The sequence below is a fragment of the Nocardia sp. NPDC049190 genome (assembly GCF_040648115.1).
Lineage (GTDB): Bacteria > Actinomycetota > Actinomycetes > Mycobacteriales > Mycobacteriaceae > Nocardia.
Window position 1 is genome coordinate 315549 of the sequence record NZ_JBEZDE010000003.1, and the last position, 26076, is coordinate 341624.

At 66.7% G+C, this 26076-nt stretch carries 21 protein-coding genes; 11 read left to right on the forward strand and 10 right to left on the reverse strand.

From position 1 onward, the window contains the following. Nucleotides 1–9: 9 nt before the first annotated feature. From AB0B25_RS05090 to AB0B25_RS05100, 3 genes are all read right to left on the reverse strand, one after another. Nucleotides 10–1782 (reverse strand): amino acid permease, encoded by a 1773-nt coding sequence (locus AB0B25_RS05090; RefSeq protein ID WP_357175009.1) that lies wholly within the window; start codon nucleotides 1780–1782, stop codon nucleotides 10–12. 194 nt (nucleotides 1783–1976) lie between these two features. Next, the gene (locus tag AB0B25_RS05095) at nucleotides 1977–3857 is read right to left on the reverse strand and encodes a PH domain-containing protein (protein WP_357174851.1); all 1881 of its coding nucleotides are present in this window, start codon (nucleotides 3855–3857) and stop codon (nucleotides 1977–1979) included. Next, on the reverse strand, nucleotides 3854–4351 hold the full coding sequence (locus AB0B25_RS05100; protein ID WP_357175012.1) for a PH domain-containing protein: 498 nt from the start codon (nucleotides 4349–4351) through the stop codon (nucleotides 3854–3856). The genes AB0B25_RS05095 and AB0B25_RS05100 overlap by 4 nt, the downstream gene beginning before the upstream one ends. A gap of 241 nt (nucleotides 4352–4592) precedes the next feature. Here AB0B25_RS05100 and AB0B25_RS05105 point away from each other — a divergent pair, with 241 nt between their 5' ends. From AB0B25_RS05105 to pruA, 5 genes are all read left to right on the forward strand, one after another. Next, nucleotides 4593–4763: a hypothetical protein gene (locus AB0B25_RS05105; RefSeq protein ID WP_357174854.1), complete on the forward strand. Its 171-nt coding sequence runs from the start codon at nucleotides 4593–4595 to the stop codon at nucleotides 4761–4763. Nucleotides 4764–4886: 123 nt separating this feature from the next. Beyond that, nucleotides 4887–7553: a 5-amino-6-(D-ribitylamino)uracil--L-tyrosine 4-hydroxyphenyl transferase CofH gene (gene cofH, locus AB0B25_RS05110; RefSeq protein WP_357174857.1), complete on the forward strand. Its 2667-nt coding sequence runs from the start codon at nucleotides 4887–4889 to the stop codon at nucleotides 7551–7553. Between the two features lie 261 nt (nucleotides 7554–7814). After that, nucleotides 7815–8138 (forward strand): ferredoxin, encoded by a 324-nt coding sequence (fdxA, locus tag AB0B25_RS05115; RefSeq protein WP_357174860.1) that lies wholly within the window; start codon nucleotides 7815–7817, stop codon nucleotides 8136–8138. Next, nucleotides 8135–9256: a succinyldiaminopimelate transaminase gene (gene dapC, locus AB0B25_RS05120; RefSeq protein WP_357174863.1), complete on the forward strand. Its 1122-nt coding sequence runs from the start codon at nucleotides 8135–8137 to the stop codon at nucleotides 9254–9256. The genes fdxA and dapC overlap by 4 nt, the downstream gene beginning before the upstream one ends. Nucleotides 9257–9370: 114 nt before the next feature. After that, nucleotides 9371–11005 (forward strand): L-glutamate gamma-semialdehyde dehydrogenase, encoded by a 1635-nt coding sequence (gene pruA, locus AB0B25_RS05125; RefSeq protein ID WP_357174866.1) that lies wholly within the window; start codon nucleotides 9371–9373, stop codon nucleotides 11003–11005. 158 nt (nucleotides 11006–11163) lie between these two features. On the opposite strand, the gene AB0B25_RS05130 is transcribed toward pruA, so the two are convergent. Beyond that, nucleotides 11164–12090, reverse strand: coding sequence for an oxygenase MpaB family protein (locus AB0B25_RS05130; RefSeq protein WP_357174869.1), 927 nt, complete (start codon nucleotides 12088–12090; stop codon nucleotides 11164–11166). A gap of 80 nt (nucleotides 12091–12170) precedes the next feature. On the opposite strand from AB0B25_RS05130, the gene AB0B25_RS05135 reads away from it, so the two are divergent. Next, nucleotides 12171–12803: a TetR/AcrR family transcriptional regulator gene (locus AB0B25_RS05135; RefSeq protein ID WP_357174872.1), complete on the forward strand. Its 633-nt coding sequence runs from the start codon at nucleotides 12171–12173 to the stop codon at nucleotides 12801–12803. A gap of 36 nt (nucleotides 12804–12839) precedes the next feature. Here AB0B25_RS05135 and AB0B25_RS05140 read toward each other — a convergent pair whose 3' ends face one another. Continuing rightward, on the reverse strand, nucleotides 12840–13550 hold the full coding sequence (locus AB0B25_RS05140) for a hypothetical protein (protein WP_357174874.1): 711 nt from the start codon (nucleotides 13548–13550) through the stop codon (nucleotides 12840–12842). A gap of 138 nt (nucleotides 13551–13688) precedes the next feature. Continuing rightward, nucleotides 13689–14540, reverse strand: coding sequence for an oxygenase MpaB family protein (locus AB0B25_RS05145; RefSeq protein ID WP_357175015.1), 852 nt, complete (start codon nucleotides 14538–14540; stop codon nucleotides 13689–13691). A 146-nt stretch (nucleotides 14541–14686) separates the two neighbouring features. On the opposite strand from AB0B25_RS05145, the gene AB0B25_RS05150 reads away from it, so the two are divergent. Then, entirely contained in the window at nucleotides 14687–16114 is a 1428-nt protein-coding gene (locus AB0B25_RS05150) for an acyl-CoA synthetase (RefSeq protein ID WP_357174876.1), read from the forward strand. Between the two features lie 89 nt (nucleotides 16115–16203). On the opposite strand, the gene AB0B25_RS05155 is transcribed toward AB0B25_RS05150, so the two are convergent. The 3 genes from AB0B25_RS05155 to AB0B25_RS05165 all read right to left on the reverse strand — a co-directional run bounded on the left by AB0B25_RS05155 (nucleotide 16204) and on the right by AB0B25_RS05165 (nucleotide 20606). Continuing rightward, nucleotides 16204–17418 carry an MFS transporter gene (locus AB0B25_RS05155; protein ID WP_357174879.1) on the reverse strand — a complete coding sequence of 405 codons (1215 nt, stop codon included), beginning with the start codon at nucleotides 17416–17418 and terminating at the stop codon, nucleotides 16204–16206. Between the two features lie 159 nt (nucleotides 17419–17577). Next, nucleotides 17578–19362, reverse strand: coding sequence for an HEXXH motif domain-containing protein (locus AB0B25_RS05160; RefSeq protein WP_357174881.1), 1785 nt, complete (start codon nucleotides 19360–19362; stop codon nucleotides 17578–17580). Nucleotides 19363–19376: 14 nt separating this feature from the next. Further along, nucleotides 19377–20606 carry an FxsB family cyclophane-forming radical SAM/SPASM peptide maturase gene (locus AB0B25_RS05165; RefSeq protein ID WP_357174884.1) on the reverse strand — a complete coding sequence of 410 codons (1230 nt, stop codon included), beginning with the start codon at nucleotides 20604–20606 and terminating at the stop codon, nucleotides 19377–19379. Between the two features lie 881 nt (nucleotides 20607–21487). On the opposite strand from AB0B25_RS05165, the gene AB0B25_RS05170 reads away from it, so the two are divergent. After that, complete coding sequence (locus AB0B25_RS05170; protein WP_357174887.1) at nucleotides 21488–21874, forward strand: PPOX class F420-dependent oxidoreductase; 387 nt, start codon at nucleotides 21488–21490, stop codon at nucleotides 21872–21874. Nucleotides 21875–22249: 375 nt separating this feature from the next. Here AB0B25_RS05170 and dapD read toward each other — a convergent pair whose 3' ends face one another. After that, nucleotides 22250–23197, reverse strand: coding sequence for a 2,3,4,5-tetrahydropyridine-2,6-dicarboxylate N-succinyltransferase (dapD, locus tag AB0B25_RS05175; protein WP_357174890.1), 948 nt, complete (start codon nucleotides 23195–23197; stop codon nucleotides 22250–22252). Nucleotides 23198–23338: 141 nt separating this feature from the next. Between dapD and dapE the strand changes: the two genes are divergently transcribed. The 3 genes from dapE to AB0B25_RS05190 all read left to right on the forward strand — a co-directional run bounded on the left by dapE (nucleotide 23339) and on the right by AB0B25_RS05190 (nucleotide 25919). After that, a complete protein-coding gene (dapE, locus tag AB0B25_RS05180) occupies nucleotides 23339–24439 on the forward strand; it encodes a succinyl-diaminopimelate desuccinylase (protein WP_357174893.1) in 1101 nt (366 codons plus the stop codon). 188 nt (nucleotides 24440–24627) lie between these two features. Continuing rightward, nucleotides 24628–25365 carry a TIGR00730 family Rossman fold protein gene (locus tag AB0B25_RS05185; RefSeq protein WP_357175018.1) on the forward strand — a complete coding sequence of 246 codons (738 nt, stop codon included), beginning with the start codon at nucleotides 24628–24630 and terminating at the stop codon, nucleotides 25363–25365. Next, nucleotides 25362–25919 carry a TIGR00730 family Rossman fold protein gene (locus AB0B25_RS05190; RefSeq protein WP_357174896.1) on the forward strand — a complete coding sequence of 186 codons (558 nt, stop codon included), beginning with the start codon at nucleotides 25362–25364 and terminating at the stop codon, nucleotides 25917–25919. The genes AB0B25_RS05185 and AB0B25_RS05190 overlap by 4 nt, the downstream gene beginning before the upstream one ends. The last annotated feature ends 157 nt before the right edge of the window (nucleotides 25920–26076 follow it).

Consider the following 26076-nt stretch of genomic DNA (forward strand, 5'->3'; position numbering starts at 1 on the left):
CGGGGGCGCTCAATCGAGCCGGACCGCGAGGGTGGCGACCACGGCATCGGTGCGGGCGCGCAGGGCCGCGGTCAGCACCGGTCCGCGTGGGTTGTGCAGCGGGCGCCGCCACCAGCGGCTGGCTTCGACGTGCGCGAGCAGGACGATGACCCCCCGCCCACTCGCCGTCTGTTTGCGGATGTAGCCGACCAGGGTGGCCACCAGGCTGCGGTGCGGGCAGGGAAGGACAACCAACGGAACCCCGGGGTCCCACTCCTTCCACAAGGCGCTCAGGCGTTTGACCGTCGCGGCATCGATCTCCGCGGCGACGGCGACGATCTCCCCCCGCATGCGCAAGGCCGTCTGGAGGGCGCGATAGGTCACCTCACTCAGGGTGACCACCGGGACGACGACCAATTCGGTGGTGTCCGGCATCGGGTGCGGGCGCGGCGGGATCCGGCCGAGTCGCAGCTGCTGGGCCACGGCACGGTAGTAGTTCTCGGTACGTGCGAAGCTGATCATCAGCACCGGGATGAGAATCAGCAGCAGCCAGGCGCCCTCGGTGAATTTCTCGGTGAGCAGAACAACGCCCGCGATCGCGGTGAGTGTGGCGCCGAACCCGTTGAGCAGAGCGCGCGGAGCCCAACCATCGCCACGTGCGCGCAGCCAATGCCGGACCAGACCTGTTTGGCTGACGGTGAAGCCGATGAAGACGCCGATCGCGAAAACCGGCAGCAGACGATGCGTTTCGGCGTCGACCAGCATGAGCACCAATGCCGCGAGCGCCGCCAGCGTGGCGACGCCATAGCGGAAAACCGGACGTTCGGAACGCAATGCGAACAGCGAAGGAACCCTGTGGTCTTTGGCCAACAACGCGAGCAGCACCGGCAGTCCGCCGAAGCTGGTGTTCGCCGCGAGCAACAGCACGGCCGTCACCGCGAGATTGGTGAGATAGAACAGCCAGCCGGAACCATACGCCGCCGCCGACAGCTGCGCCAGGATGGTCACATCACCCCGCGGTACCACATGGTGCGCACGGATCAGCACGGCGAGGCCGAGCAGCAGCGCGCCGAGCAGGATGCCGAGTGCCATCTCGGTGTGCTGGGCGCGGCGCGCGGCAGGCGTCCGGAACGCGGGCACCGCGTTGGCGATCGCCTCGACGCCGGTCAGCGAAGAACAGCCCGCGGCGAATGCCTTGAGCAGCAGGACGATTCCGATCGCCTCGACCGGTTCGATCGGCCCGAGGTCGGCGCCGATCACGGCGACCGGGCCGGGCCGCAGCAGCCCTACGACGATGACTCCGACGATCAGGATGATGAAGACGAGCGTCGGCCCCATCAGGGCTTTCGCTGATTCGGCCACACCGATCAGGTTGATCACCGTCAGCACCGCGAGTCCGATCAGCGTCAGCAGTAGTAGGTGATCGGCCAACGTGGGGAACGCGCTGGCCAGACTGGCCGCGCCGGCGGCGAGGCTCACGGCGACGGTCAACACGTAGTCCACCACCAGGCTGGCGGCGGCGAGCAGCGCGGCCCCGCGGCCGAGTTCCTTCTTCGCCACCGCGTACGCACCGCCGCCGTCCGGGTACGCCGCGATCACCTGCCGGTAGGAGACCACAAGCACCAGCAACAAGGTGGCGATCGCGCAGGAGACCGGTAGCGTCCACGAGACCGCTGCCTGGCCCGCCGCGACCAACACCAGCACGATCGCTTCGGGGCCGTACGCCACGCTCGACAGCGCGTCCAACGACAGCGCCGCGAGCCCGCCGATTGCGGTCAGCCGGTACTTGTCGCCGCGCTGCATCCGCCGCAACCGGCGATCGGCGATGCGTGGCTCGAGCAGATGTGGCTGTGTCGTGGTACCCACGACCCATATTGAACGCCGACTCGGTTCGGCAATCGGTCAGCGACACCGGCCGCGCCGAGGTATTCCGCGTGCCGAGCCCGTCGGTTTCGATCAGGTGGAACGCACGGCCCTGGCCAGGTGAGTCGGCGGCGTCAGCGCGTGCCGAGCTGTCCCGGCGTCACCGCCTCGATGAGCTGCCAGGCCTTCTCGATCGGGATATCGATCACCGCGTAGTGCTTGGTGCCCGCGGCTGTCGCCGCGACCACCGTGGCGACGCCAGCGCGCCGCTGGAACAGGGTCTGCCGTACGGTCCAGCCGATCACGCCGGGCGCCTTCAGGCAGTCCCGGTCCCGGTCCAGCGATCCGGAGCGGGTGACCAGCCAGGTGGGCGTCGTCGCGGTCGCGGGTAAGACGGCATGGCCGAGGCCGCGGTACCGGTCCTCCGCCAGGGCGAGTGCGGCCGGAAGGGACAAGGTGGGAATCGCCCACACCCACAGCGAATAATGTTGTCCCACAAGAGAAAGTGCAATCAGGACGGCCGCGGTGAGGACGACTGGGAGGAGGGTGCGGACATGTCTGCGGCGCCGGGCTACGGGGCCGTGGGGGATCAGTGGTGCGTTGCCGGGCGCCGGATACGAGTGCGGCGACCCGCTCGATGCCGGGCCGGAACGCCGCGCGGCGCTCGGCTGCACCGGGACATCAGTCGTCGCGCCAGGCTGTGCTGTCGCGCCGCGCTCGGTGGTGCCCGGTGGTGTCGAGTCGCCGACCGACCCGTCCAGTCGTGGCCGGTCGTGGCCGGTCGCGCGGTGGTCTGCGGCGGCGTTCGACACAAGGCCTGGTGGCTTCGACTCGGGCACCGCCTCAGGTTTTTCCGGTGTGCCGCCTGTCCGGTTCGACCGTGTCGCAGTGCGGGTGGTTTCCGGCGCGTCGAGTGGTCCGGCGCCACCGGCTGATCTGTCCGGCGGCGGGGGAATGTCGTAGTCCCGCAGCTCGTTCGGTGCGAGTAGATGGCTCAGGGTGTGCTCGATGGCGGCACGTGGGGCTTGGGGCAGGATCTTCTGGCGCGGTTTCTCGCCGGTCATGATCGCCTCGAGTTCAGCGGCGCCCGCCAGCCGCAGCAGCAGCGGCTCTTTGACCGTCGCGCCGCGCAACCTGGCCAGGTCGAGGGTGATCTGCCGGGTGGTGAACAGGCCGTGGCGCAGCTGCAGGGTTTTGCCGTTGTCGGTGACGCGTAGCCCGTAATAGGTGGTCAGATAGTGCGCGCAGGACGCGGCGCCGACCACGACGACGATCGTCAGTACCAGCGCCGCCGCGGCGATCGCCAACACGAGGGCGCTGCTGTTCTCCACGTCGTGCACCGCGTCCGACCGGAACAGCACTTCGCCGAGCCCGTACTGGAACGCGACGCCGATGATCGGCGCGATGATCGCGAACCCGGTCAACGACAGTGGCGCGTATCGGACCCACTCCGGCCTCCAGTGCCCGATTTCCTGCGCCGGGGTCCGTACCGTCGTGAAAACGTCGGATGTCTTTTCCGGCAGAACATTTCGTCTGTCCGCCGGTTCCGCCGTCCCCGCGGCGGGCGCGAGCAGGGCGGTCCGCAAGCGCGGTACCGCTCGGGCATCCAGGGCGTCGAGTTCGAACCGCTCACTCGAATCCGCCTGCTGCCCGGTCCCGATCGCCAGCACCGCGAGCCCGAGGATCCGGTGCAGCACATCCGCTTCGATGTCCACCGAACGGATCCGCGATCGCGGCACCGACAACTTCTTGCGCTGCACCAACCCGGTGCGCAGCTCGACGTGGGTGGGTCCCACCCGATACGTCGTGGTGAACCACCGGGTGAGCGCGAACCCGACGATCAGCGTCAGCGGGATGATGCTCCACACCGGGTTGCCGCTGCTGGTACCCAGGATCACCGAGCCGATCAGCACGGGGATGTACCGCACCACCTCGGTGATCGGATGGACCAGCAACATCCGCTTGGCCAGCCGCTGCCACGGCTGGTCGCTGGGTGGGACGGGTGGCGGGCTCACGTCGCGTCCCCGCGGTGCTGAGCGGCGATCCTGGTCAGCCGCGTCACGATGTCCTCGGCCACCGCGAGATCGAGGGCGCTGATCCGCACGGCGCCCGCCGAGGAGGCGGTGGTCACGGTGACTGTCGCCAGTCCGAGCAGGCGCTCCAGCGGGCCGCGTTCGGTGTCGACGGTCTGCACCCGGGAAATCGGCGCGACTCGGTACTCCTGGCTGAGCCACCCGACCCGGGTGTACACCGCCTCGTCGGTGACCTCCCAGCGGTGCACCGCGTACCGCCACCACGGGACGATGCCGATGGTCACCGCCGCGGCCGCCAGCGACACCATAAACACTCCGAGTTGCCACCCGCGCCCAGTCGCATCGACCACTGCCCAGACAATCTGCGCCGCGAACGGAACCGTCCAGGCCAGCGCCGCCTGCACGGTCCACAGGAGCCTGGCTTTCGGGCTGGGGCGCCGGGCCGGATCGGCCATGATCGTGCGCGGCTGCGACATGGTGTCATGGTCGCACGTCCACGCGCCGGATGCTGCCCGTGCCAGTCCGCCGATCGGGAAGCGGCACGCCCGCGTCGACGGTGCCTCGGCGCGAACATGGCGCCGCGTTGTCGACGATGCCTTTCCGTTGTGCGGCACGGGATTTACCACGAACTCGGGCAGGCGCCAGGAGTTCATCCGCCGCTTTCGGGGCGCCGCCGATCTCGACAACCAGCGCAGGGGCTGAGCCTCAGGGTCGGTCATGGGACCGAACAAACGACACGACGCGCCGAACTACGGTTGCATCGGGCGGGATGTCGAGTGGACGCTGATCACCGCAGCCGCGATCGCCTCGCACGCGCCCGGTACCGACGGAATCCACAGCATCAATCCACGGCATCTCGGAATAGCCTCGGGTGCCGCACAGTTGTGAACGCTCAGCGGTGCCTCACGTCCAGCTCGGGCTCCGTTGTGCGTGAAGCCGTCGTTGCCGGTGGCTCGTCCGCTTCGCCGCACTCACAAGCACTGGAGGGAGACAGTTCCGGATGTGTAGCGCATGATCGAGGGCGTGACCGACCTACCGAACCCGAGCGTCCCGTTCGCACCACCGAGCCCGTCGGCCATGCGTCGTGCGCTGCGACGAGCCCGTGACGGTGTCACATTGAACGTCGATGAGGCCGCGGTGCTGTTGCACGCGACCGGCGACGACCTGGTCGACCTGTGCCACAGCGCCGCTCGGGTGCGCGATGCCGGGCTGGCATCGGCGGGTCGTCCGAAGACGATCAGCTATTCGCGCAATGTCTTCATCCCGCTGACTCGCCTGTGCCGCGACAAATGTCACTACTGCACCTTCGTCACCGTACCGGGCAAGCTGCGCGCCGAGGACAAGGGCATGTTCCTCGAGCCCGATGAGGTGCTCGACATCGCGCGCCGCGGTGCCGCGCTCGGGTGCAAGGAGGCGCTGTTCACGCTCGGTGACCGGCCGGAGGATCGCTGGCCGGAGGCCGCGCAGTGGCTGGACGAGCGCGGATACGACTCCACGCTGGACTACCTGCGCGCTGTGTCGATCATGGTGCTGGAGGAGACCGGCCTGCTGCCGCACCTGAACCCCGGCGTGATGTCGTGGGAGGAGATCTCCCGGCTCAAGCCGGTGGCCCAGTCGATGGGCATGATGCTGGAGACCACGGCCACCCGGCTGTTCACCGAGAAGGGCAATTGCCACTACGGCAGCCCGGACAAGGATCCCGCGGTCCGGCTGCGCGCCATCACCGACGCGGGCCGCCTGTCGGTGCCCTACACCACCGGAATCCTGGTCGGTATCGGCGAGACGATGGCGGAGCGGGCCGACTCGATCATGGCGATCCGTAAGCAGCACAAGGCTTTCGGGCATATCCAGGAAGTCATCATCCAGAACTTCCGCGCCAAGGACGACACCGCGATGCGGGATGTCCCGGACGCGGGAATCGAGGAGTTCCTGGCCACCATTGCCGTCACCCGTATCCTGCTGGGTCCCGACGTGCCGGTGCAGGCTCCACCGAACCTGGTTTCGCACTCCGAGTGTCGCGCGCTGATCGACGCCGGCATCGACGACTGGGGCGGTGTGTCGCCGGTCACGGTGGATCATGTGAACCCGGAACGACCGTGGCCGAATCTGGACACGCTGCGCGAGATCACCGAGGCAGCCGGATACCAGCTGGTCGAGCGGACCTCGGCGCATCCGAAGTACGTGCGTGCGGGCAATCCGTGGATCGATCCGCGCATCGGCGCGCACGTCGCGGCGCTCACCGATCCGGTCACCGGTCTTGCGGACCCGGAGGCGATGCCGGTCGGACTGCCGTGGCAGGAGCCGGACGAGTCCTGGGAATCGGCGGGCCGGGTCGACCTGAACACCGCCATCGACACCGAGGGCCGCAACACCGACAGCCGCAGCGACTCCGCACTCGGCGATGGGAGCGACGAGCCGGGCGGCAGCCTGCGGGACGGCGTCGGGTCCGGAATTCGCCCCTCGACTACCGACCTCGTCGGCGCCTTCGGCGACTGGGACACGATTCGTGAACAGGCCCGCGATCTCGCGGTCGCGGCGCCGCAGCGCCTGGACGCCGACGTCCTCGCCGCACTGCGCGCGGCCGAACGGGACCCGGCGGGCCTGACCGACGCCGAATACCTCGCCTTGGCGACGGCCGAGGGTCCCGACCTCGACGCGGTGGCGGCGCTGGCCGATCAGCTACGCCGCGACACTGTCGGGGATGACGTCACCTACGTGGTGAACCGGAACATCAACTTCACCAATATCTGCTACACCGGCTGTCGGTTCTGCGCATTCGCGCAGCGCAAAGGCGACGCCGATGCGTTCACGCTGAGCATGGATCAGGTCGCCGACCGGGCGTGGGAGGCGCATGTCGACGGCGCCACCGAGGTGTGTATGCAGGGCGGCATCGACCCCGACCTGCCGGTCACCGGATACGCGGACCTGGTGCGGGCGGTCAAGCGGCGAGTGCCGACGATGCACGTGCACGCGTTCAGTCCGATGGAGATCGTGAACGGCGCCTCGCGCGGCGGTGCGAGCATCCGAGACTGGCTTGTCGCGTTGCAGGAGGCCGGCCTGGACACCATTCCCGGCACGGCCGCGGAGATCCTGGACGACGAGGTGCGCTGGGTGCTCACCAAGGGCAAACTGCCCACCTCGGCCTGGATCGAGGTGATCACCACCGCGCATCAGGTGGGCATCCGGTCCAGCTCGACGATGATGTACGGCCATGTGGACAACCCGAAGCATTGGGTCGGACACCTGCGTGTGCTGCGCGGAATCCAGGACGAGACAGGCGGCTTCACCGAGTTCGTGCTCCTGCCGTTCGTGCACCAGAGCGCACCGCTGTATCTGGCCGGCGCCGCGCGCCCCGGGCCGACGAACCGGGACAATCAGGCCGCGCACGCGCTGGCGCGGATCATGCTGCACGGCCGGATCCCCAACATCCAGACCAGCTGGGTCAAGCTCGGCACCACCGGCACCAGGGTCATGCTCAACAGTGGCGCCAACGACCTGGGCGGCACCCTGATGGAGGAGACCATCTCCCGGATGGCCGGTTCGCAGCACGGCTCCGCCAAAACCGTCGCCGAGTTGGTCGACATCGCCTCGGGTATCGGGCGTCCCGCCCGTGAGCGCACCACTGTTTACGGTGTGCCGAAGCATAAGATGTCGGCATTGCCGCTGACCGTGGGATAGTGCACATCAACACCGCCTTTCGGGGCGGTGGCCCGGGTGCGGATCCGGTGCCGTGTACGGGTCGTCGACGACCGGTCCCGGAACAACCTCGCACAATGTGGCCGACACGGAGCGCGTCGGTTGGCGGAGTCGGATTCGCCCGGTCAGTGCTGTGCGGACCATCTGCAGTTAGGGCAGGCCGACCGGTAGTAACGTGGTGCGCCGGGATAGGGTTTCGTCGGCGGACCATCCCGCAGGCGAGGACAGACTAGGAGAGCGGCAGTGCCGTACATCATCGCGGAACCGTGCGTTGACGTGAAGGACAAGGCGTGCATCGAGGAATGCCCCGTGGACTGCATCTACGAGGGCGGTCGCATGCTGTACATCCATCCCGACGAGTGCGTGGACTGTGGTGCATGTGAACCGGTGTGCCCGGTGGAGGCGATCTTCTACGAAGACGACACCCCGGACCAGTGGACCGGATATGTGAACGCCAACGTCGACTTCTTCGACGAGCTGGGCTCGCCCGGCGGCGCCTCGAAGGTCGGCAAGGTCGACTACGACCCTCCGTTCATCAAGGAACTGCCTCCGATGGCGAGTGAGTGAGATCTGCCGTGTTACCGCGTGGCCGGGTCAGCGGCCTGCTGCCCGATTTTCCCTGGGACACCATCGCTTCGGCCAAAGCGAAGGCGGTGGCTCATCCCGGCGGAATCGTCGATCTTTCCGTCGGTACCCCCGTCGACCCGGTTGATCCGCTGATCCGGACGGCATTGAGTTCGGTCGCCGAGGTACCCGGATACCCGACCACGCACGGTACCCCCGAGCTCCGCGCGGCCGCGGTCGACGCGCTGAAGCGGCGCTACGGGATCACCGGCCTCGATCCGGCGGCGGTGTTGCCCGCGATCGGCACCAAGGAGCTGATCGCGGCACTGCCCAGGCAGCTCGGCTTGGGCGCGAGTGATCTGGTGGTCATCCCCGAGGTCGCCTATCCCACCTACGAGGTCGGTGCGCTGCTGGCGGGCGCGCAGGTGGTGCGCGCCGACGGCCTGACTCGGCTCGGGCCGCGGACGCCCGCGCTGATCTTCGTGAACTCCCCGTCCAACCCGACCGGTCGGGTGCTCGGCGTCGACCACCTGCGCAAAGTGGTGGCCTACGCCCGCGAGCGCGAGGCGATCGTCGCGTCCGATGAGTGCTACCTGGGTCTGGTGTGGGAGGGCCGAGCGGTCTCCCTGCTCGACCCGGAGGTGTGCGACGGCGACCATACCAATCTGCTTGCGATGCATTCGCTGTCCAAGACCTCCAATCTGGCCAGCTACCGTGCCGGTTTCGTCGCAGGCGATCGCGCCCTGATCGCCGAGTTGCTCGAGGTGCGCAAGCACGCGGGCATGATGGTGCCTTTCCCGATCCAGGCCGCGATGACCGCCGCGCTCAGTGACGACGCGCACGAGGCACGGCAGCGCGAGCGGTACCGGGCTCGGCGCGAAATTCTGCGAAAGGCACTGGTGGGAGCCGGTTTCCGGATCGACCACTCGGAGGCGGGCCTGTATCTGTGGTCCACCCGCGGCGAGCCGTGTCGGACCACTCTGGATTGGCTGGCCGATCGCGGCATCCTCGCGGCGCCAGGTGATTTCTACGGACCTGTCGCAAGCCAGCACGTGCGGATCGCGCTGACCGCGAGCGACGAGCGAATCGCCGCCGCCGTCGAACGGCTCGCCGCGGGCTGAGCGACCGCCGCTCCGCAATGGGCACGCGGCGCGGATCGGCCCTTTTGTGCTGGTCCGACGCATCTCCGTGGGTCGGCGCCCGGGCCCGCCGCGCTGGTGGAGTTAGCCTGAGGTATGGACGCTGTCACGGTTGTCCCCACGCCCGGCAACGAGCCGGTGCACTCCTACGCGCCGGGAAGCCCCGAACGAGAGATATTGCTTGGCCAACTTGCCGAGCTGTCCGCGGAGCCGGTCGATGTGCCGTTGGTGATCGGCGGCAAGCATCGTCCCGGGATCGGCGAACGGCACGACATCGTCGCGCCGCATCGGTACCGGCATGTGCTGGGTACCTATACCGACACCACACACTCCGAAGCCGACGGGGCGATCGATGCCGCGCTGGCGGCCGCACCCGGATGGCGGGCCATGCCGTTCGAGGAGCGCGCGGCGGTCCTGTTGCGCGCAGCCGACCTGCTCGCCGGGCCGTGGCGGGAGACCGTCGCCGCGGCCACCATGCTCGGGCAGTCGAAATCGATCCAGCAGGCCGAGATCGACGCCCCCTGCGAGCTGGTCGATTTCTGGCGATTCAATGTCGCCTTCGCGCGCGCGATCCTGGAGCAACAGCCGCAGTCGGGTGCCGGGGTGTGGAATCGCATGGACTATCGGCCACTCGAGGGTTTCGTCTACGCGATCACGCCGTTCAACTTCACCGCGATTGCCGGGAACCTGCCGACAGCACCCGCACTGATGGGTAACACGGTGGTGTGGAAGCCGTCGCCCACGCAGACATTAGCGGCGTTTTACACCTTGCGGGTGCTGGAGGCGGCAGGTCTGCCGCCGGGCGTGATCAACATGGTGACCGGCGACGGTGTGCAGCTGTCGGAGGTGGCGCTTGCCGATCCCCGACTGGCCGGCATCCACTTCACCGGTTCCACCAAGACATTCCAGCATCTCTGGCGGCAGGTGGGCGCGAATATCGACCGATACCACGGCTATCCGCGCCTGGTCGGGGAGACCGGAGGCAAGGACTTCATCGTCGCACACTCCTCCGCCGATCCCGACGCGCTGCGCACCGCCTTGATTCGCGGTGCTTACGAGTACCAGGGCCAGAAGTGCTCGGCCGCGTCGCGCGCCTATATCGCCCGGTCGGTGTGGCGCGAGATCGGTGACGACTTCCTGCACCATACCGACCAGCTGACCTATGGCGACATCGCTGATCTGGCCAATTTCGGTGGGGCACTGATCGATCGGCGCGCGTTCGACAAGAGCGCCGCGGCCATCCGGCGGGCACGGGACGCGAGCATCACGATCCCGGTGGGCGGCACCTGCGATGACAGCGAAGGCTGGTTCGTCCGGCCCACCGTGCTGCTGGTGGACACTCCGCGGGACGAATCGTTCGCCACCGAATACTTCGGGCCGATCCTTGCGGTGTACGTCTACGACGACGCCGAGCCCGGCTCCTACAGCGCGATCCTCGCCGAGGTCGAGTCGGCGGCGCCGTACGCGCTGACCGGCGCGGTGTTCGCGCAGGACCGGCATGCGATCCAACAGGCCGACGCCGCACTACGATTCGCGGCGGGCAATTTCTACATCAATGACAAGCCGACCGGCGCGGTGGTGGGTCAGCAGCCGTTCGGTGGCGCGCGTGCCTCCGGCACCGACGACAAGGCGGGCTCGCCACTGAACCTGCTGCGCTGGGTCGCGCCCCGCACGATCAAGGAGACCTTCGTTCCGCCGGTACGGCACTACTACCCGCACATGGCGACGTGATGCGCGGCGGCGCGCTGGAATCCGGTGGCGAACCGGCGAATCCGGCGGGCGCCGGGTGCCGTGGCCGGCGATTCCGGACCGACGGGAGCGCGCGGACCGGAAGCGGGCAGGGCGGATGCCCTGCCCGCCTACCCTCTGGTGCCACGTATCCGAACCTTCTACACCAGTGGTCTTCCCAGACGCAGACGTCTGCGCAGATCGAAAAGATACGCGTTCAAGGGGAACATTCGTGCCGATTTGGGTAATCGCGTGTGTATCGCGGCGATGACCCGCAGCAGCCGATCGAATCGACGCTGGTCACGCTCGGTCCACGTCATGCCCATCTCGTCGCGCAGGTGCTGTGGCAGCAGTCCGGTGACGACGAATCGTTGCACTGGCGCGAAGGCGAATCGGACTGGCCGCGGCAGCATGGCCAGGTCGATCAGGTCGCTGAGGTAGTTCCGCAGTGCGGGTTCGATGCTGCGCTCGACCAGGTTCTCGTTCCAATACCGTTGGAACTCGGCGCGGTTCGCTGGCCACATCTGCGGCCGCATCTGCAGCGTAGTGCCGAGTCGTGCGGCGTAGCGGTAGAGGGCTTCGGCGGTACGGGGGTCCATCGGGCGGTGCATTCGGGTGTAGAGGTCATCGATGCCCCAGTACAGGCACGCGGCCACCCGCAGTTGCAGGTCGGCGTCGAAGGCGTGGTATTCCACCGGACTCGCCGCCGTGGAGTGCACCGGTCGGTGCGAGGTGTTGACCGCGTCTCGGTAGGCGGCACGTTCCTGGTCCGAGCCCAGCAGCGCGACCGCGAGATAGGTCAGGGTGGTGCGCAGCCGCTTGATCGGGTGCAGGGTGACTTTGCCGCTGTCGACGGTGCTCTCCAGTACGCCGCGCCCGACCGGGCGCAGACTCAGCTGCAGGTGCCGCCGAGGAATGCGGCGATGCCGTCCAGATATTCCGCAACGGTCTCCGGGGTGAGGCTCGGGCTCGGATCCGGCTCGTGCTCGGGATCGCGCAGCGGGGCGCCCATGGTCGACCTCGTCTTTCGGTCTCCGTCCGCACCCGGCGCGGCGAAGTGATGAGAAGATGTTGATAGACGCTCTCATTGCCTCGAGGGTGTGTCAACCACGCTGATGGTATGCAATGCTTGCAATGTCATCGTGTCGCCTATCCGGAAGGTAGAGGTATGGCCAGGCTGACCAGGTTGCTGCCGCTGGTGCGCGGCGCGGCGCCGGCGGACGGCAATCAGACGCGGGTGCTCGACGCTGCGTTGCTGGCATTCCTGGATTTCGGTATCAAGCGCACCAGCATGGTGGAGGTCGCGCGTCGCTGCGGGTTGTCACTGGCCACGCTGTACCGGCGCTTCGCGAGCAAGTCCGATCTGATCAAGGCTGTCGGGCTGCGGCAGACCCGCGAGTTCATCGAGCAGGTCGACGCCGCGCTGCAACGGCAAGTCGATCGGGACGCGAGCGCGCAAGACCAGATCGTCGAGCTGTTCGCCGCGTTCATCACCGGCTTGCGCGACAACCGGCTGATCCACCGGCTGCTGGCCACCGAGCCCGAACTGGTGCTGCCCTACCTGACCACCGAGGGCGCCCCGGTCATCGAGCTCGGCCGTGACTATCTCGCCGAGTTCATCACGCGGCTACAGCAGGAAGGCAAACTGCCGGACTACGATCCGGAACCGCTGGCCGAAATGATCGCCCGCACAGCGCTTTCGCTCGCACTGACGCCGCAGACCGTGATCCCGCTCGGCGACGACGTGGCGATCCGGCAGTTCGCCCGCGACCACGTGGTGGTGTCGTTTCGAGTGCGGTAATGGATCCGGCAAGCCGGCGCCACCGCGTGTTCGGAATCAGCGGCAGGCGATTAGTCCGGCGGTAATCGCGGGGAGGGCGCCGAGGACATCGGCGGTCTGCTCGGCGGCGGTGCCGTGCGTGTGCGCGGTCACCGCGAAACCGGGACCGTAGGAGGCCGACGCCACCTCGGGCTCGCCGGAATCCGACCAACCCCACTTGGTGCCGAGCACCAGAGGAAATCGTGCGGTACCCCAGTCCTGTTCGGTGCCGTCGAGGGCGGTCGAGCCGGCGGCGGCCATCCACTCGAAGATCGGCGACCCGGGATCGGTGCGCAACTTGGCCACGAGGAAATCGGATACATCCGCGGCACTCGTCGTCCCCGCGCCCCAGTCGTCTCCGGCGCGTGTCGCGGTCAGGCCGTATTCGCCAGCGATGGTGCCCACGGCCTGCGGGTATTTCGCCGCCATCAGGCTCGCCGCGCTGTCGTCCGAGTAGCGGATCATGCGCTCGGCGAGGTCGCGATCGTCCGCCGAGCGGTCGCCGTGGCGCAACGCGTAGTCGGCCAGGAAAAGCTTGGCCAGCGACAGGCTCGAGCGCGGCTCGTGTTCATTCGCGCTGCCCCATCCGATGCCGAGGATGGTTCGCACGGACATCGCGGTGCGTTGCGGCACGGCGACCTGGCAGGGTGTGGCACTCGCGACCGGCGTCGCCAGGGCGAGGCAGGTGCCGAGGGCGACTAGCGTGCTCACCGTCAATCGATAGCCCATGGTTGTCTCCTGGCTCGCTTCGGTGTGAAGAACTTCGGAGTGAGTCGAGATATCACAGGTACGGGTGCGATTGGACGGTACAACACGCAAATGCTGAAAGTTGTCTGTTATGAGGTAATCGCGGCAAATTCGTGTCGTTCAGACCAGACGTAGGCCGAGTTTTCGCCGGATGCGCATATCCAGCAGGTAGGCATTGAAGGGGAACGCCCGGACCTGGCGCGGCAGCCTGGCTTCGGCGGCGCCGAGGGTGCGTAGGACGCGCTGCAGAATGCGGTCGTCGCGCTCGGTCCATGGGAGACCCATCTGGTCGCGCAGGTGCTGGGGGAGTAGGCCGGTGACGAAGAAGCGGTGTACGCGTCCGAACGCCAACCGCGCGGGGCGCGGCAGCATGCGCAGGTCGATCAGGTCGTCGAAATAGTCGTGCAGGATCGGATCGATGCTGGTCTTCGCCAGATTCGCCACCCAGTACGCGGTGAACGCCCGCCGGTCGGCGGGCCACATGTCCGCGCGCATCTGCAGGGTGGTGCCCAGGCGGGCGCCGTGCTGGTAGAAGATCTCGGCGGTGACCTCGTCCATCGGGCCGTGCATGCGCTCATAGAGGTCCGTCGCGCCCCAGTACAGGCACGCGGCGACCCACAGCTGCAGATCGGGATCGAACGCGTTGTAGTGCACCGGGCTCGACGCGCTGGAGTGCACCGGTCGGTGCGATACGTCGACCGCGTCGCGGTAGGCCGCGCGCTCCTCGTCGGAGCCGAGCATCGCCACCGACAGGTAGGTCAGCGTGGTGCGCAGCCGCTTGACCGGGTGCACCATGACCTTCCCGCTGTCGACCGTGCTCTCCACTACGCCATAGCCGACAGGTGGGGCGCTGAGCTGCATGATGACGTTCGCGGTACCGCCGAGGAACCCGGCGATCCCGTCGATGTACCGCCCCATGTCGAACGAATCCGGTGATTCGGGGTGCGTCGTCGCGTGCGATGGCCTGGCCATCATCGACCTCGCTCCTTCTGACAAGACTAGATATCAACAGTCTCACTGCCTCACGCGAGTGTCAACCGGAACAGCCGCGATAATTCGTCTCGGCTCCGGTGGATGTCGCGGCGATGCGACTGAACCCGGCGAAGTAGCGTGGTCGAATGTCGTTCGGTCCGCCACTGCTACTCAGTTCCTTGAACCCGCTGGCCGTCGCAGGCGGTGCGGATATCCCGAATGCCGTCACCATCGACGGCTCGACCCTGTCGCGCAGCGACCTGCTCGGCGCGGCGACCTCGGTAGCCGAGCGCATCGCCCGGGCGGAGCGGGTGGCAGTGCTGGCCGAGCCGACCGTGACCACTGTGCTCGCGGTGGTCGGCTGCCTGATCGCGGGCGTGACGGTGGTGCCGGTGCCGCCGGACTCGGGCGCCACCGAGCGGGCCCATATCCTCGCCGACTCCGGTGCGCAGGTTTGGCTGGGGAAAGCGCCGGAGGGCAGCGAACTGCCCGTGGTTCCAGTGCGCAGGCACGCCAGATCCTGGCACTCGTATCCCGAACCCGACCCGGCCACGCCGGCTTTCGTGCTCTACACCTCGGGAACCACTGGTCTACCGAAAGGGGTTGTGCTCGGGCGCGGCGCTATCGCGGCGGGGTTGGACGCGCTCGCCGATGCCTGGGCGTGGACCGCCGATGATGTTCTGGTGCACGGACTTCCGCTGTTCCATGTGCACGGGTTGATTCTCGGCGTACTCGGTGCGCTGCGCGTGGGAAGCCCGCTGATCCACACCGGTAAACCGACCCCGCGAGCGTACGCCGCGGCGAAGGGGTCGCTCTATTTCGCTGTGCCTACCGTGTGGTCGCGGATGGTCGAGGATCCGGAAGCGGCACAGCAATTGACTACCGCCCGGTTGTTGGTCTCCGGCAGCGCGCCGCTGCCGATGCCGGTGTTCGAGCGGCTGCGCGAGCTCACCGGGCACGCGCCGATCGAGCGCTATGGCATGAGCGAAACCATGATCACGCTGTCCACCCGGGCGGACGGCGAGCGCAGGCCGGGCTGGGTCGGCACACCGGTGCGCGGCGTGCGGACCCGGCTCAGGGACGAGTCCGGCGCTCCGGTTCCCCACGACGGCGAGAGTATCGGCGGCCTGCAGGTGCGTGGTCCCATGCTCTTCGACGGCTATCTGAACCGGCCGGACGCGACCGCCGAAAGCTGGACCGACGACGGCTGGTTCAGAACCGGTGACGTTGCCGTCATCGACCCCGAGGGCTTTCACCGCATCGTCGGCCGGGAATCGGTGGACCTGATCAAGTCCGGCGGCTATCGCATCGGCGCGGGCGAGGTGGAGACGGTGCTGCTCGGGCACCCCGCGGTCGCCGAGGTCGCGGTGGTGGGGCTGCCCGATGACGATCTCGGGCAGCGCGTCGTCGCTTTCGTCGTCCGGCGCGCCTCCGATGCCGGGACCACGGAGCGTGAGTTGATCGCCCATGTGGCCGAGCAGCTTTCGGTGCACAAGCGCCCGCGTGAGATCCGACTGGTCGATGCGCTGCCGCGCAACGCGATGGGCAAGGTGCAGAAGAAATTGCTGAGCTGAAGTTATTGCCGCCGTTGCCGGTCGCGAAGATTGAGACCTGACAAAGCCCTATAGGCGCGTGTGGCGCGTCAACACCGCTTGTGCTCTTGCTACGCGGGTATGGTCATGCGCCTGGTGCTGACCGCGACGACGAACATGGCGCCCGTCAGCAGAATGCCGACGCCGGTCGTGCCCAGCCCACTGACGAGGTAGCCTCCGAGCAGCGCGCCGAAGGCGACGCTTCCGTCGGTCACCATGGTGAGTATGCCGACCGTCCGGCCGAGAGTTTCCTCGGGGATGACTTCCACGCGAAAGATCGACATGAGGACGGTGATTATGAGGCCGCTACAGCCCACGGCGAACCAGGCTATCGCGAGCACGACGGGGTTCGAACTCAGCGAGACCGGCAACATCAGCGCCGTGTACGCCCACAGCGCGCCGTGGTAGACACGTGCTCGGCCGAACCATGTGATCAGCTTCGTCGCGGCGGCGGAGCCGACGATGCCGCCGACGCCCGCCGCGCCGAGGACGATACCGATCGTCCACGCCGGTGAATCGCTGTCGTCGAGTTTCACCATGATCAGCAGAATGGCCACCTGGATGATCATGTTCGTCAGCCCGCTGATCGCGGTCGTGGTTCGCAGGAACGGTTCGGCCCAGGCACTCCTGGCGCCGTCCCGGACGACGCTCCCCATTCCGTCAGTGAGCCGTTCGCGCAGCGCGGGCCCGGCGGCCCGCGCGGGGGTGTTCCATCGGATCGCCTGCAGGGTCTTCCGGCAAAAAATGTATGACATGGTGTTTACCGCGAAGGGCAGCCAGGCCGCCGCCCCGTAGGCGGCAGCGCCGGTGGCCCGGCCGATCACGATGGCGACAGGCTTCTCGGCTGACAAGAACGACAATGCGACGCCGCGATCCTCGGCGTCGACGATATTTCGGACCGCGGCCAGCTCGCTGACTTCGAAGAAGACATTGGCGGTGCCCTCGACGAAGGCGGTGAGCATGAGAACCGGTGCGAAATACGGTATCTGGAGTATGACAACGGTGATGGCCAGGCAGGCCGCGGACAGCCCGGCCGACTGGCAGATCAGTAGGATTCTTCGCTGATTCCCGTAGTCCGCGGCGATGCCCGCCGGGATCTGGAAGATCAGACTCGGCACGGTTACCGCGAAGGTAACCCAGCCCGCAAGCGCGGGATTGTCGGTCGCCGCCAATGTCAGTAGCGGATAGGCGATGCGTACTCCGAAGAAGCCGACCAGCGAGGCTGCGTTGCCCGACCACAGCAACGCGAAATTCCGGTCGACGTAGACTGTCCGCGATCCGCTCATCCGCTGGATACGGAATATTCGCGATCCGCTCATTCGCTCGGTAGGACTGTCGACGATGTTCTGGGCGGGACGGTAATTCGTACGCCGTGCGATCCCGCTGGCGAGGTCGCGACACCGGACCAGAGCTGCCGAAAGTCGTGGTCGGTAAGCATCCCAGCCCTACTCATCTCGGCTCGGTTCGCTGGACAACCAGCGCAGCAGATCGACGATCTCGATATCACTGCTATCCGGGATTGCGCGATACAGACCGGCTGCTACTGCGGCCCTGTCGTTCAGGATGCTGAAGGTGTCGTCTGGATACAGTTTCGGCAGTGTCAGGGCCAGGCCTGCCCACAATTGCGGCCGCAACGGATCCGCCCGCAACTGCTGGGTGTAGAGCGCGGCGGCCTCGGGGAAGTCACCGGCCAGGTAGGCGCGGTCGCCGGGCTGCTGCTCCTGGCTCGACAACACGTCGGCCGCGCTGGTGTCGAGCAACTGCGCGGCCAGCTGCAGCCGCCGATGATGGGTCGGCACCGTCTGCTGATCCACCTGGGTCACCGGCGGAAGGGTATCGGGCCGTTGTGCTCGTGCTGTCCAGCATGCGACAAGGTCGGAAATACCTCCTGGGGAGACGGTCGAGTTGCGCACCTGCCAGAAGGTCCGATGGGCGACGGATACCTCAGCGGTGGCCAGCGCCGTCGCGGCGGGCACGTCCTCCGCCGCCCACGCACCCATGCTCGCCGTGAGCCGATCGAGGAAGTCTTCCCCCGCAGGGGTCAGCAGACCCGATGTCGCCGCCTGCGCGATGGCCGCTTCCACCTGGACGCGCCACAACGCGAAATTCACGTGCGCTTGCATGGACCGGTGGCACTCGGCATTCCGATGAATTCGCCAGAAATCAGTGACACCGAAAAACGCGTAGATTCCGTGCAATAGGCCATAGATCGGCCGCGGATCGTCGCGCCACGGTGCGTAGAAGCGGCACGTCGGATCTGGATCGAACAGCATGATCTGATCGGTCAACAGGGTGAACTTGGCATGCTGGATCTCGTGGATCAGCGTCAGCGCCAACTGGCAGGGATCCGCGGGGGCGGTGGTGTAGACGCAGCCGAGTCCATTGAACGCGGTGTGGCTCGTACTCGCAGCCAGCGGCTGCGCACTCAGTGGTGCGAGCGCCCGCAGGCAGGGACGCATGGGTAGCAGGTAGTGGTTGAAATGGCGGTGCAACAGGTCCCAGGCGCCGGCGAAGTCCTGCTGCCACCGATCACTGTGCGCGGCTGTCAGCCGGGGTGGATCGAGGTGGGCGTCACGCAGGTCACGGAAGGGGTCGAGGTCGTCGAGCAACACCTCGCGTTCCTCTGGGGTGCCCCGGACTGTCCGCAGCGGTAACCAGGCGGGATCGGACTCCTCGTCGACGGCCGAAACGGTAACTGTCCCGGTGTCGGTGGTGAAATGCAACGTGCCGCTGGCCCAGCGCAATTCGCAATGCCCGGCGGCTTCGGAGGACCCCAGGCGAGCAAGGCCGATACCCGGCAGCATCACCGCACCGTTACGCGTCACGAGTGTCACCGATCCCTCGGGTCGACATGTGAGAGCACCGGCGGCGGCGAGCCAGCCGAGGTAACCGCAGTCGGCCCACAACGTGGCCGGGACGGCGTCCGACTCGGCATCGAGCACCGAAAAGACATGCGCGAGCCACAAGCCGACGTGCGGATAGGACAGCAGGGCCCTGACCTCCGCCGGATGCGTTTGCTGCAGGTCGGCCAAGCTCTGATAGGCCTCGACGAGGCCGGCGCGTTCCGCGCTTCCTGGCGCCCGTGCAGTTACTTCGGCAATCAGCGTTCGCAGCAGGATCATCCGCGTCGTCACCATACCGTCCACCAGTGTTTCGACGGACGCGACGGTGCCGTAGCCGGAACTCAGATCGATAGCGGCATGACCGATCTCGGCCAAGGCGATGGGCATATGATTTCCAGCTTCTATCGGGCGGCGGAGTCGATATCTGCCCGGATCCGGGACGAGATGTGGTCGATCAACTTCTGCAGATCGGCGCAATACACGGAAGGATTGCGGAAACCGTTATCCGCGCGGTATCGGTGCACGTAGTGCCCACCGCCGCATACGGTGTGTACCGGGCACACACGGCAGGTGTCACTCAGCGCATCCAGACCGATCTGACGAGCGATCAGCGACGGCTCCCACAGCGCCTGATCGAGCGGATTGCCTTCGCTCTTGGTCCGTAGTTTGGTCGCCCCCGCGAAGGTGGACTTCAGCTCGTCGACCTGTTCCAATGTACCGTCGGTTTCGATCACCGCCATTCGAATAGGCGCGAGACCCACGGCCTCCGACCCGCCCTGCCCGCCGAGTAGGAGATCGATGATGGTGTCGAAGAGCCGAACTTGAGTTTCCAACTTCGGTGCGTGATACCAGCGATCGAAAACCGCGATCAGCCAGTCCGCGTATGGTGTGGCGCGCTGATCCATCGCTGGTGGCGGCGTCGTCCAATTACCATGTGGCAGTAGAAAGTCGACCGCAGGTGGCTGAAACTTGACGAGTGCCTCATACGTCTGCACAGGATCGTTCGCGACGTCGATCGTGCACAGTAGGCCGGAAAACAAGTGACGGCGGTCGTCGGCATCAAGCCGCGTCAACCCCGCAGCGACCCGGGCATAGCTACCCGCACCCCGCCGATCGCGTCGATGCCGGTCATTCTCGTCCTCGCCACCGTCGATACTGACGCCGATCCGAATACCCCATCGGTGACAAATATCCAGGAATTCCTCATCGAGCAGTACCCCGTTGGTCTGGATCCCCAGACGCACATCGGTGATCGGCTCGAGTAACATTCGCGCCTGCTCGGCGTAGTACTCCAGGTCGTCATGACCTACGAGAAGCGGTTCACCACCGTGGAAGACGAGATTTACTACAGGCAGCGCATGAGTGCGCGCATGTTCACCAATCATTCGGCAGGCGTCATCGAAAACGGCGCGGCTCATCGTCTTCGGTTGTTCACGCCAACTCTGATCGGCCATCTCGTAGATGTAACAATAGTCGCACGCTAGATTGCATCGACTATGGATCTTGATCACGAACTCGATAAAAGGCAGCGGCTCCCAACCATCGCGCACCAACTCGCCGACATCCAAACCGGCTGCGGGCCATAAGTTCTGCTCGCCAAAACTACCCAACGACAGCGGAACCGGCGTCATCTCGTCTCCCGGAGCTGCAACCGGCCACGGGTATTACCGAACGCGGAAATACCCCGTGGCCGATGCTTGTTACAAGCTACTTTTCGGGACTGATGAACGACTGAAACCTTGCGGTGTGGTCTGTGGATTGGGTGCGATGACGCTCGAGCACCGCACGGAGTGCAGGGCTGGTAACGGCCGTCAACTGCTCCGGTCTCAAAGTGCCGAAGTCTGCGAGATTTTCCATTGCAGTACCTCCTGCTCGCTCTCCTGCTTGGCATTCGAGAACCTCGGCCGAGGAAGTCGAATCTTCGGGCGAAATCTCAACGCCAACATGGGAGATGATCTTCATTGGCGGACACGCACCGTCAGCCGATAGATGAAGTGTACTACAGCACAACATGATCTGCGCGGCGCACCATGACCTGATGCGGCGCAGCACCCTCCGATAGCGATACCCGGTCGGCGCTCCTCTGAAACCTGGTCATCGGCGCTGTCCGAAAAGCAGGCCACCCGAACGGTATTGGACGGGTGATCAGGTTGCCGGACCTGGTCGAGATCAGGTACCCCCACGAGGGCGAGTGCCTGTAGATCAGGGCGATCCCGAGTTGGACGGGTCTCTCGCGGGACACGGGTAGTGCGGGCGGTGCGCTCGGATTCGCCGCCGAAGTACTCGCGGGTGTCGGGCGGTCGGCGTTCGAGCCGTTCGAGGGTGCAGGCCGCGTGCCCCCATATGCCGGCGTCCGCGGTCGCCGAGCGGGTCGACCGGGTCCGGTCCCGATCGTGGTTTCGGAAGATGCTCGTGCTGACCATCACCCTGGAAGATGTCGACTCCTACCGGGCAGCCGCTGTCTGTCGCGAAGGGTTGACCTCGAGCTGAGTCGAGGTTCTACGGTCACCCCATGACCTCGACCTTGACTCCCGAACAGATCGGTTATCTGAGCAGCCAGCGACTCGGTCGGCTGGCGACCGTCCGTCCTGATGGCACGCCGCAGAACAATCCGGTGGGCTTCCGCTACAACGCCGAGTTCGACGCGATCGACATCGCGGGTTGGAACATGGGCGCCTCGTGGAAGTTCCGCAACCTCGCCACGAACAAGCACGTCGCCTTCGTGGTCGACGACATCGCTTCGACGCAGCCCTGGCGAGTCCGCTGCCTCGAAATCCGTGGCACCGCAGAAGCGTTGACCGACGTCGACCCGTACATTACCGGCGTTTCGCGCGAAATGATCCGCATCCATCCCGATCGCGTCATCGCCTTCGGCCTGGTCCCCTCCACCACACAGTGAGCACATCCGGACGAAAAGCCGGGCAGGCCCAGGCGAGGGAACAACTGCCTGATCTACCCGCCCCCGCAAGCGATGGGCTCTCGATCGAAATCAACGTGTCAAATACTTTCGTAAGCGCATGGGTAATTTCGCCGAGTACGCCCAGATCCCGAGCCGCACTCGACTCGGGACCTGAACGCTATTCCTGCCTCATCCAACGGTTACGGCCTGAAAATCCCGGAGCATCGAAAATTGCATCGCGCCAACTGCTTTCGTAAGCACATGGGTAACTCACCGGGAACGCCCAGACCTCCGGCGGCACCCGACGCCAGATCTGAACGCTACTCCCGCTGACCCAACCAGTACGGCCTGAAACGGAGAGGCGGAAAAGCCAGCTCAGTCGTTGGCGTGGAGGGCGGCGTTGAGTTCGATGCCGGTGCCCTTGCGCGCGACGACCTCGACCGCGCCGGTGGTGGAGTTGCGGCGGAACAGCAGGTTGTCGCGGCCGGCGAGATCGGCGGCTTTGACCAGGGTGCCGTCGGGGCCGGTGACCTTGGTGCCCGCGGTCAGGTAGAGGCCGGCCTCCAGGACGCAGTCGTCGCCGAGCGGAATACCGAGGCCGGAATTGGCGCCGAGCAGCGAGCGCTCGCCGATCGAGATCACCGTGGTGCCGCCGCCGGACAAGGTGCCCATGGTGGACGCGCCGCCGCCGATGTCGGAGCCGTCCCCGACCACGACCCCCGCGGAGATGCGGCCCTCCACCATGGACGCGCCGAGCGTGCCCGCGTTGAAGTTCACGAAGCCCTCGTGCATGACGGTGGTGCCGGCGGCCAGATGCGCGCCGAGTCGGACTCGGTCGGCGTCGCCGATGCGCACGCCCGAGGGGACGACGTAGTCGACCATGCGCGGGAACTTGTCGATGCTGTACACCGTGACCGGGCCGCGGGCGCGCAGTTTGGCGCGGGTGGTCTCGAAGCCCTCCACCGCGGCGGGGCCGTGGTTGGTCCAGACGACGTTGTTCAGCAAGCCGAACTGGCCGTCCAGGTTCACCTCGTGCGGCTTGACCAGGCGGTGTGAGAGCAGATGCAGGCGCAGGTAGACGTCGTGCGCGTCGACCGGGGCGGCGGAGAGGTCGGCGATCGTGGTGTGCACGGCGACCACCTCGACCGCGCGCGCTTCGTCGAAGCCGAGCAGCGCCTCGTACTCGGCGGGCGGCTCGTCGAGTCGGTTGGTGCCGGTCGAGCCGAACTCACCGAGCCGCGGGCTCGGGTACCACGTGTCCAGCACGGCCCCGTCCGGGGTCACGTTGGCGATACCGACTGCAGTTGCTCCCTGAATGCTCACGTCGGAAGAGGTTACCGATACCGGTCCGCCGATGCGGAGCCTCCCTCGTGTGCTCGCACACACCATGGATCGGTCGCGCGGTGCGGTGCGATAGCGCCGACTGTGACATTCGGACCGTGCCGCGGTCGTAGGGTGAAGAGCGTGACCATCGACCTATATGCCGACCCGATCACGCTGACCGCCGCGCTCGTCGACATCCCGAGCGTGTCGCGGAACGAGGCGGCGATCACCGACGTGGTGGAGCGGGCACTGCGCGAGCAGACGACCGGTTTCGAAGTGCTGCGGAACGGGAACGTGGTGCTCGCGCGGACCAATCGGGGCTTGCCGACCAGGGTGCTGCTGGCCGGTCACCTGGACACCGTACCGATCGCCGACAACGTGCCGGGTTACTTCGCGGTCGGCCCGGCGGGCGAGCGTGTGCTCTACGGCTGTGGCTCGGTGGACATGAAATCCGGCGACGCGGTGTTCCTGCACTTGGCCGCGACCGTCGCCGAACCGGTGCACGATGTGACGCTGATCTTCTACGACTGCGAAGAGATCGCCGCGGAGTTCAACGGGCTCGGTCACATCGAACGCGATCACCCCGACTGGCTGGTGGCCGATCTCGCGGTGCTCGGCGAACCGTCCGGCGGCTGGATCGAGGCGGGTTGCCAAGGAACGCTGCGGGTTCGGCTGAGTACCTCCGGTGTCCGCGCGCACTCGGCGCGATCATGGCTGGGCGACAACGCGGTACACCGACTGGCTCCGATTCTGCAGCGGCTGTCGGATTATCGGGCGCGCGAGGTCGACATCGACGGCTGCGTCTATCGCGAGGGGTTGTCGGCGGTCCGTATCGACGGCGGTGTGGCGGGCAATGTCGTGCCGGATGTCGCCGAAGTCGACGTCAACTTCCGGTTCGCCCCCGATCGCTCCGTGGACCAGGCCATCGATCACGTCCGCGAGGTCTTCGCCGGCCTCGACATCTCCTTCGAGGTGACCGACTCCGCACCGGGTGCACTACCTGGCCTGACCGCGCCGGCCGCCAAGGACCTGATCGCCTCGGTGCACCGGCACGGCGGCGGCGTGCGCGCCAAATACGGCTGGACCGATGTCGCCCGCTTCGCCGCCCGCGGCATCCCCGCGGTCAATTTCGGTCCCGGCGACCCCAACTTCGCGCACAAGCGCGACGAACATGTTCCCGTCGATCAGATCACCGACGTCACCGCGATACTGCGCGGCTATCTCACCGGAGCCGAGGGCTGAGTCTGTCGACGTGCGGAGTGTGCTCGTGTCACACGCGTGCGGCGCACAGTTGAACGTCGGACGACTTCTCCGTTCCGCCCGGTGCGTGCGGACGGCCGGGCGGTAGCGTGGGCGGCATGTCCGCCGACGCCGCCGATCGTGAGGTCTCCAACAAGCCGAAGTCGACAGCCAAGTTCCGCGGACCGATAATGTTCCGCCGCGCTCGCAAGGACGAGATCGGGACCGCCGACCGGAACCTGCTGGACCGACGCGGCGATACGGACTGGGTACATACCGACCCGTGGCGTGTGCTGCGTATCCAAGCCGAATTCGTCGAGGGTTTCGGCGCGCTCGCCGAGGTTCCGCGCGCGGTGACCGTGTTCGGTTCCGCGCGCACACCCGCCGATCACCCCGAATACCAGGCGGCCCATGCGATCGGCGCGGCGCTGGCCAGGGCGGGGTTCGCGGTGATCACCGGCGGCGGGCCCGGCGCCATGGAGGCGGCCAACCGCGGCGCCTGCGAGGCGGGCGGCTACTCGATCGGCCTCGGGATCGAGCTGCCGTTCGAACAGAGCCTCAACGAGTGGGTCGATCTGGGCATCAACTTCCGTTACTTCTTCGTTCGCAAGACGATGTTCGTGAAGTACTCGCAGGCGTTCATCTGCCTGCCCGGCGGCTTCGGCACGCTGGACGAGTTGTTCGAGGCGCTCACCCTGGTGCAGACCCGCAAGATCACCCGCTTCCCGATCATCCTGTTCGGCAGCAGGTACTGGTCCGGGCTGGTCGACTGGGTGCGCGACACGCTCGGCGGCTCCGGCAAGATCTCGCCGGGCGACCTCGGCCTGCTGCACGTGACCGACAGCGTCGAGGAGGTCGTGAGTATCATCCAGGCCAACGTGCAGGCGGGCGCCGCCGAGGATGCGATCGGTACGGAGGATCAGTGGTGAGCGAACAGCCTTTCACGGTCTGTGTCTACTGCTCGGCGAGCACGACGGACACCGGCCAACTCTCGTTGGCGGCCCGGGTCGGCACCGAGATCGCCCGGCGTGGATGGCAATTGGTGTCCGGCGGCGGCCATGTGTCGATGATGGGTGCGGTCGCGACCGCGGCGCGCGCGGGCGGTGCGAACACCATCGGCGTGATCCCGAAACACCTGGTGCACCGGGAAGTTGCCGACGTCGACGCCGACGAGCTGGTGGTCACCGACACAATGCGCCAGCGCAAGCAGGTCATGGAGGACCGCGCCGACGCCTTCCTCACCCTGCCCGGCGGCATCGGTACCCTCGAAGAGTTTTTCGAGGCATGGACCGGGGGGTATCTGGGCGAGCACGACAAGCCCGTCGTTGTGCTGGATTCCGATGGATTCTTCCGCGGGTTGTTCTCCTGGCTCGATGAGTTGCACGACCGAAAGTTCGTGCCACAGTCGGCCCTGTCGCGGATTACCGTCGCAACCGATCTTCCTACCGCATTCGCCGCACTGGAGGCCTCGCGTACTGCGTGATTCGGTGAGCTGAACCGGGAACACCGACTGCCGCCCAGCGGTGGGTTCGGTTACCGAGTTCGAGGGATCTGCGGTGGCGAATTCGGCTGACGAGCAGCTGACGACGGTCTACCGAGCGGGACCATGGTCGCGGCGCTCTGCGGACTAGCTACAGTCG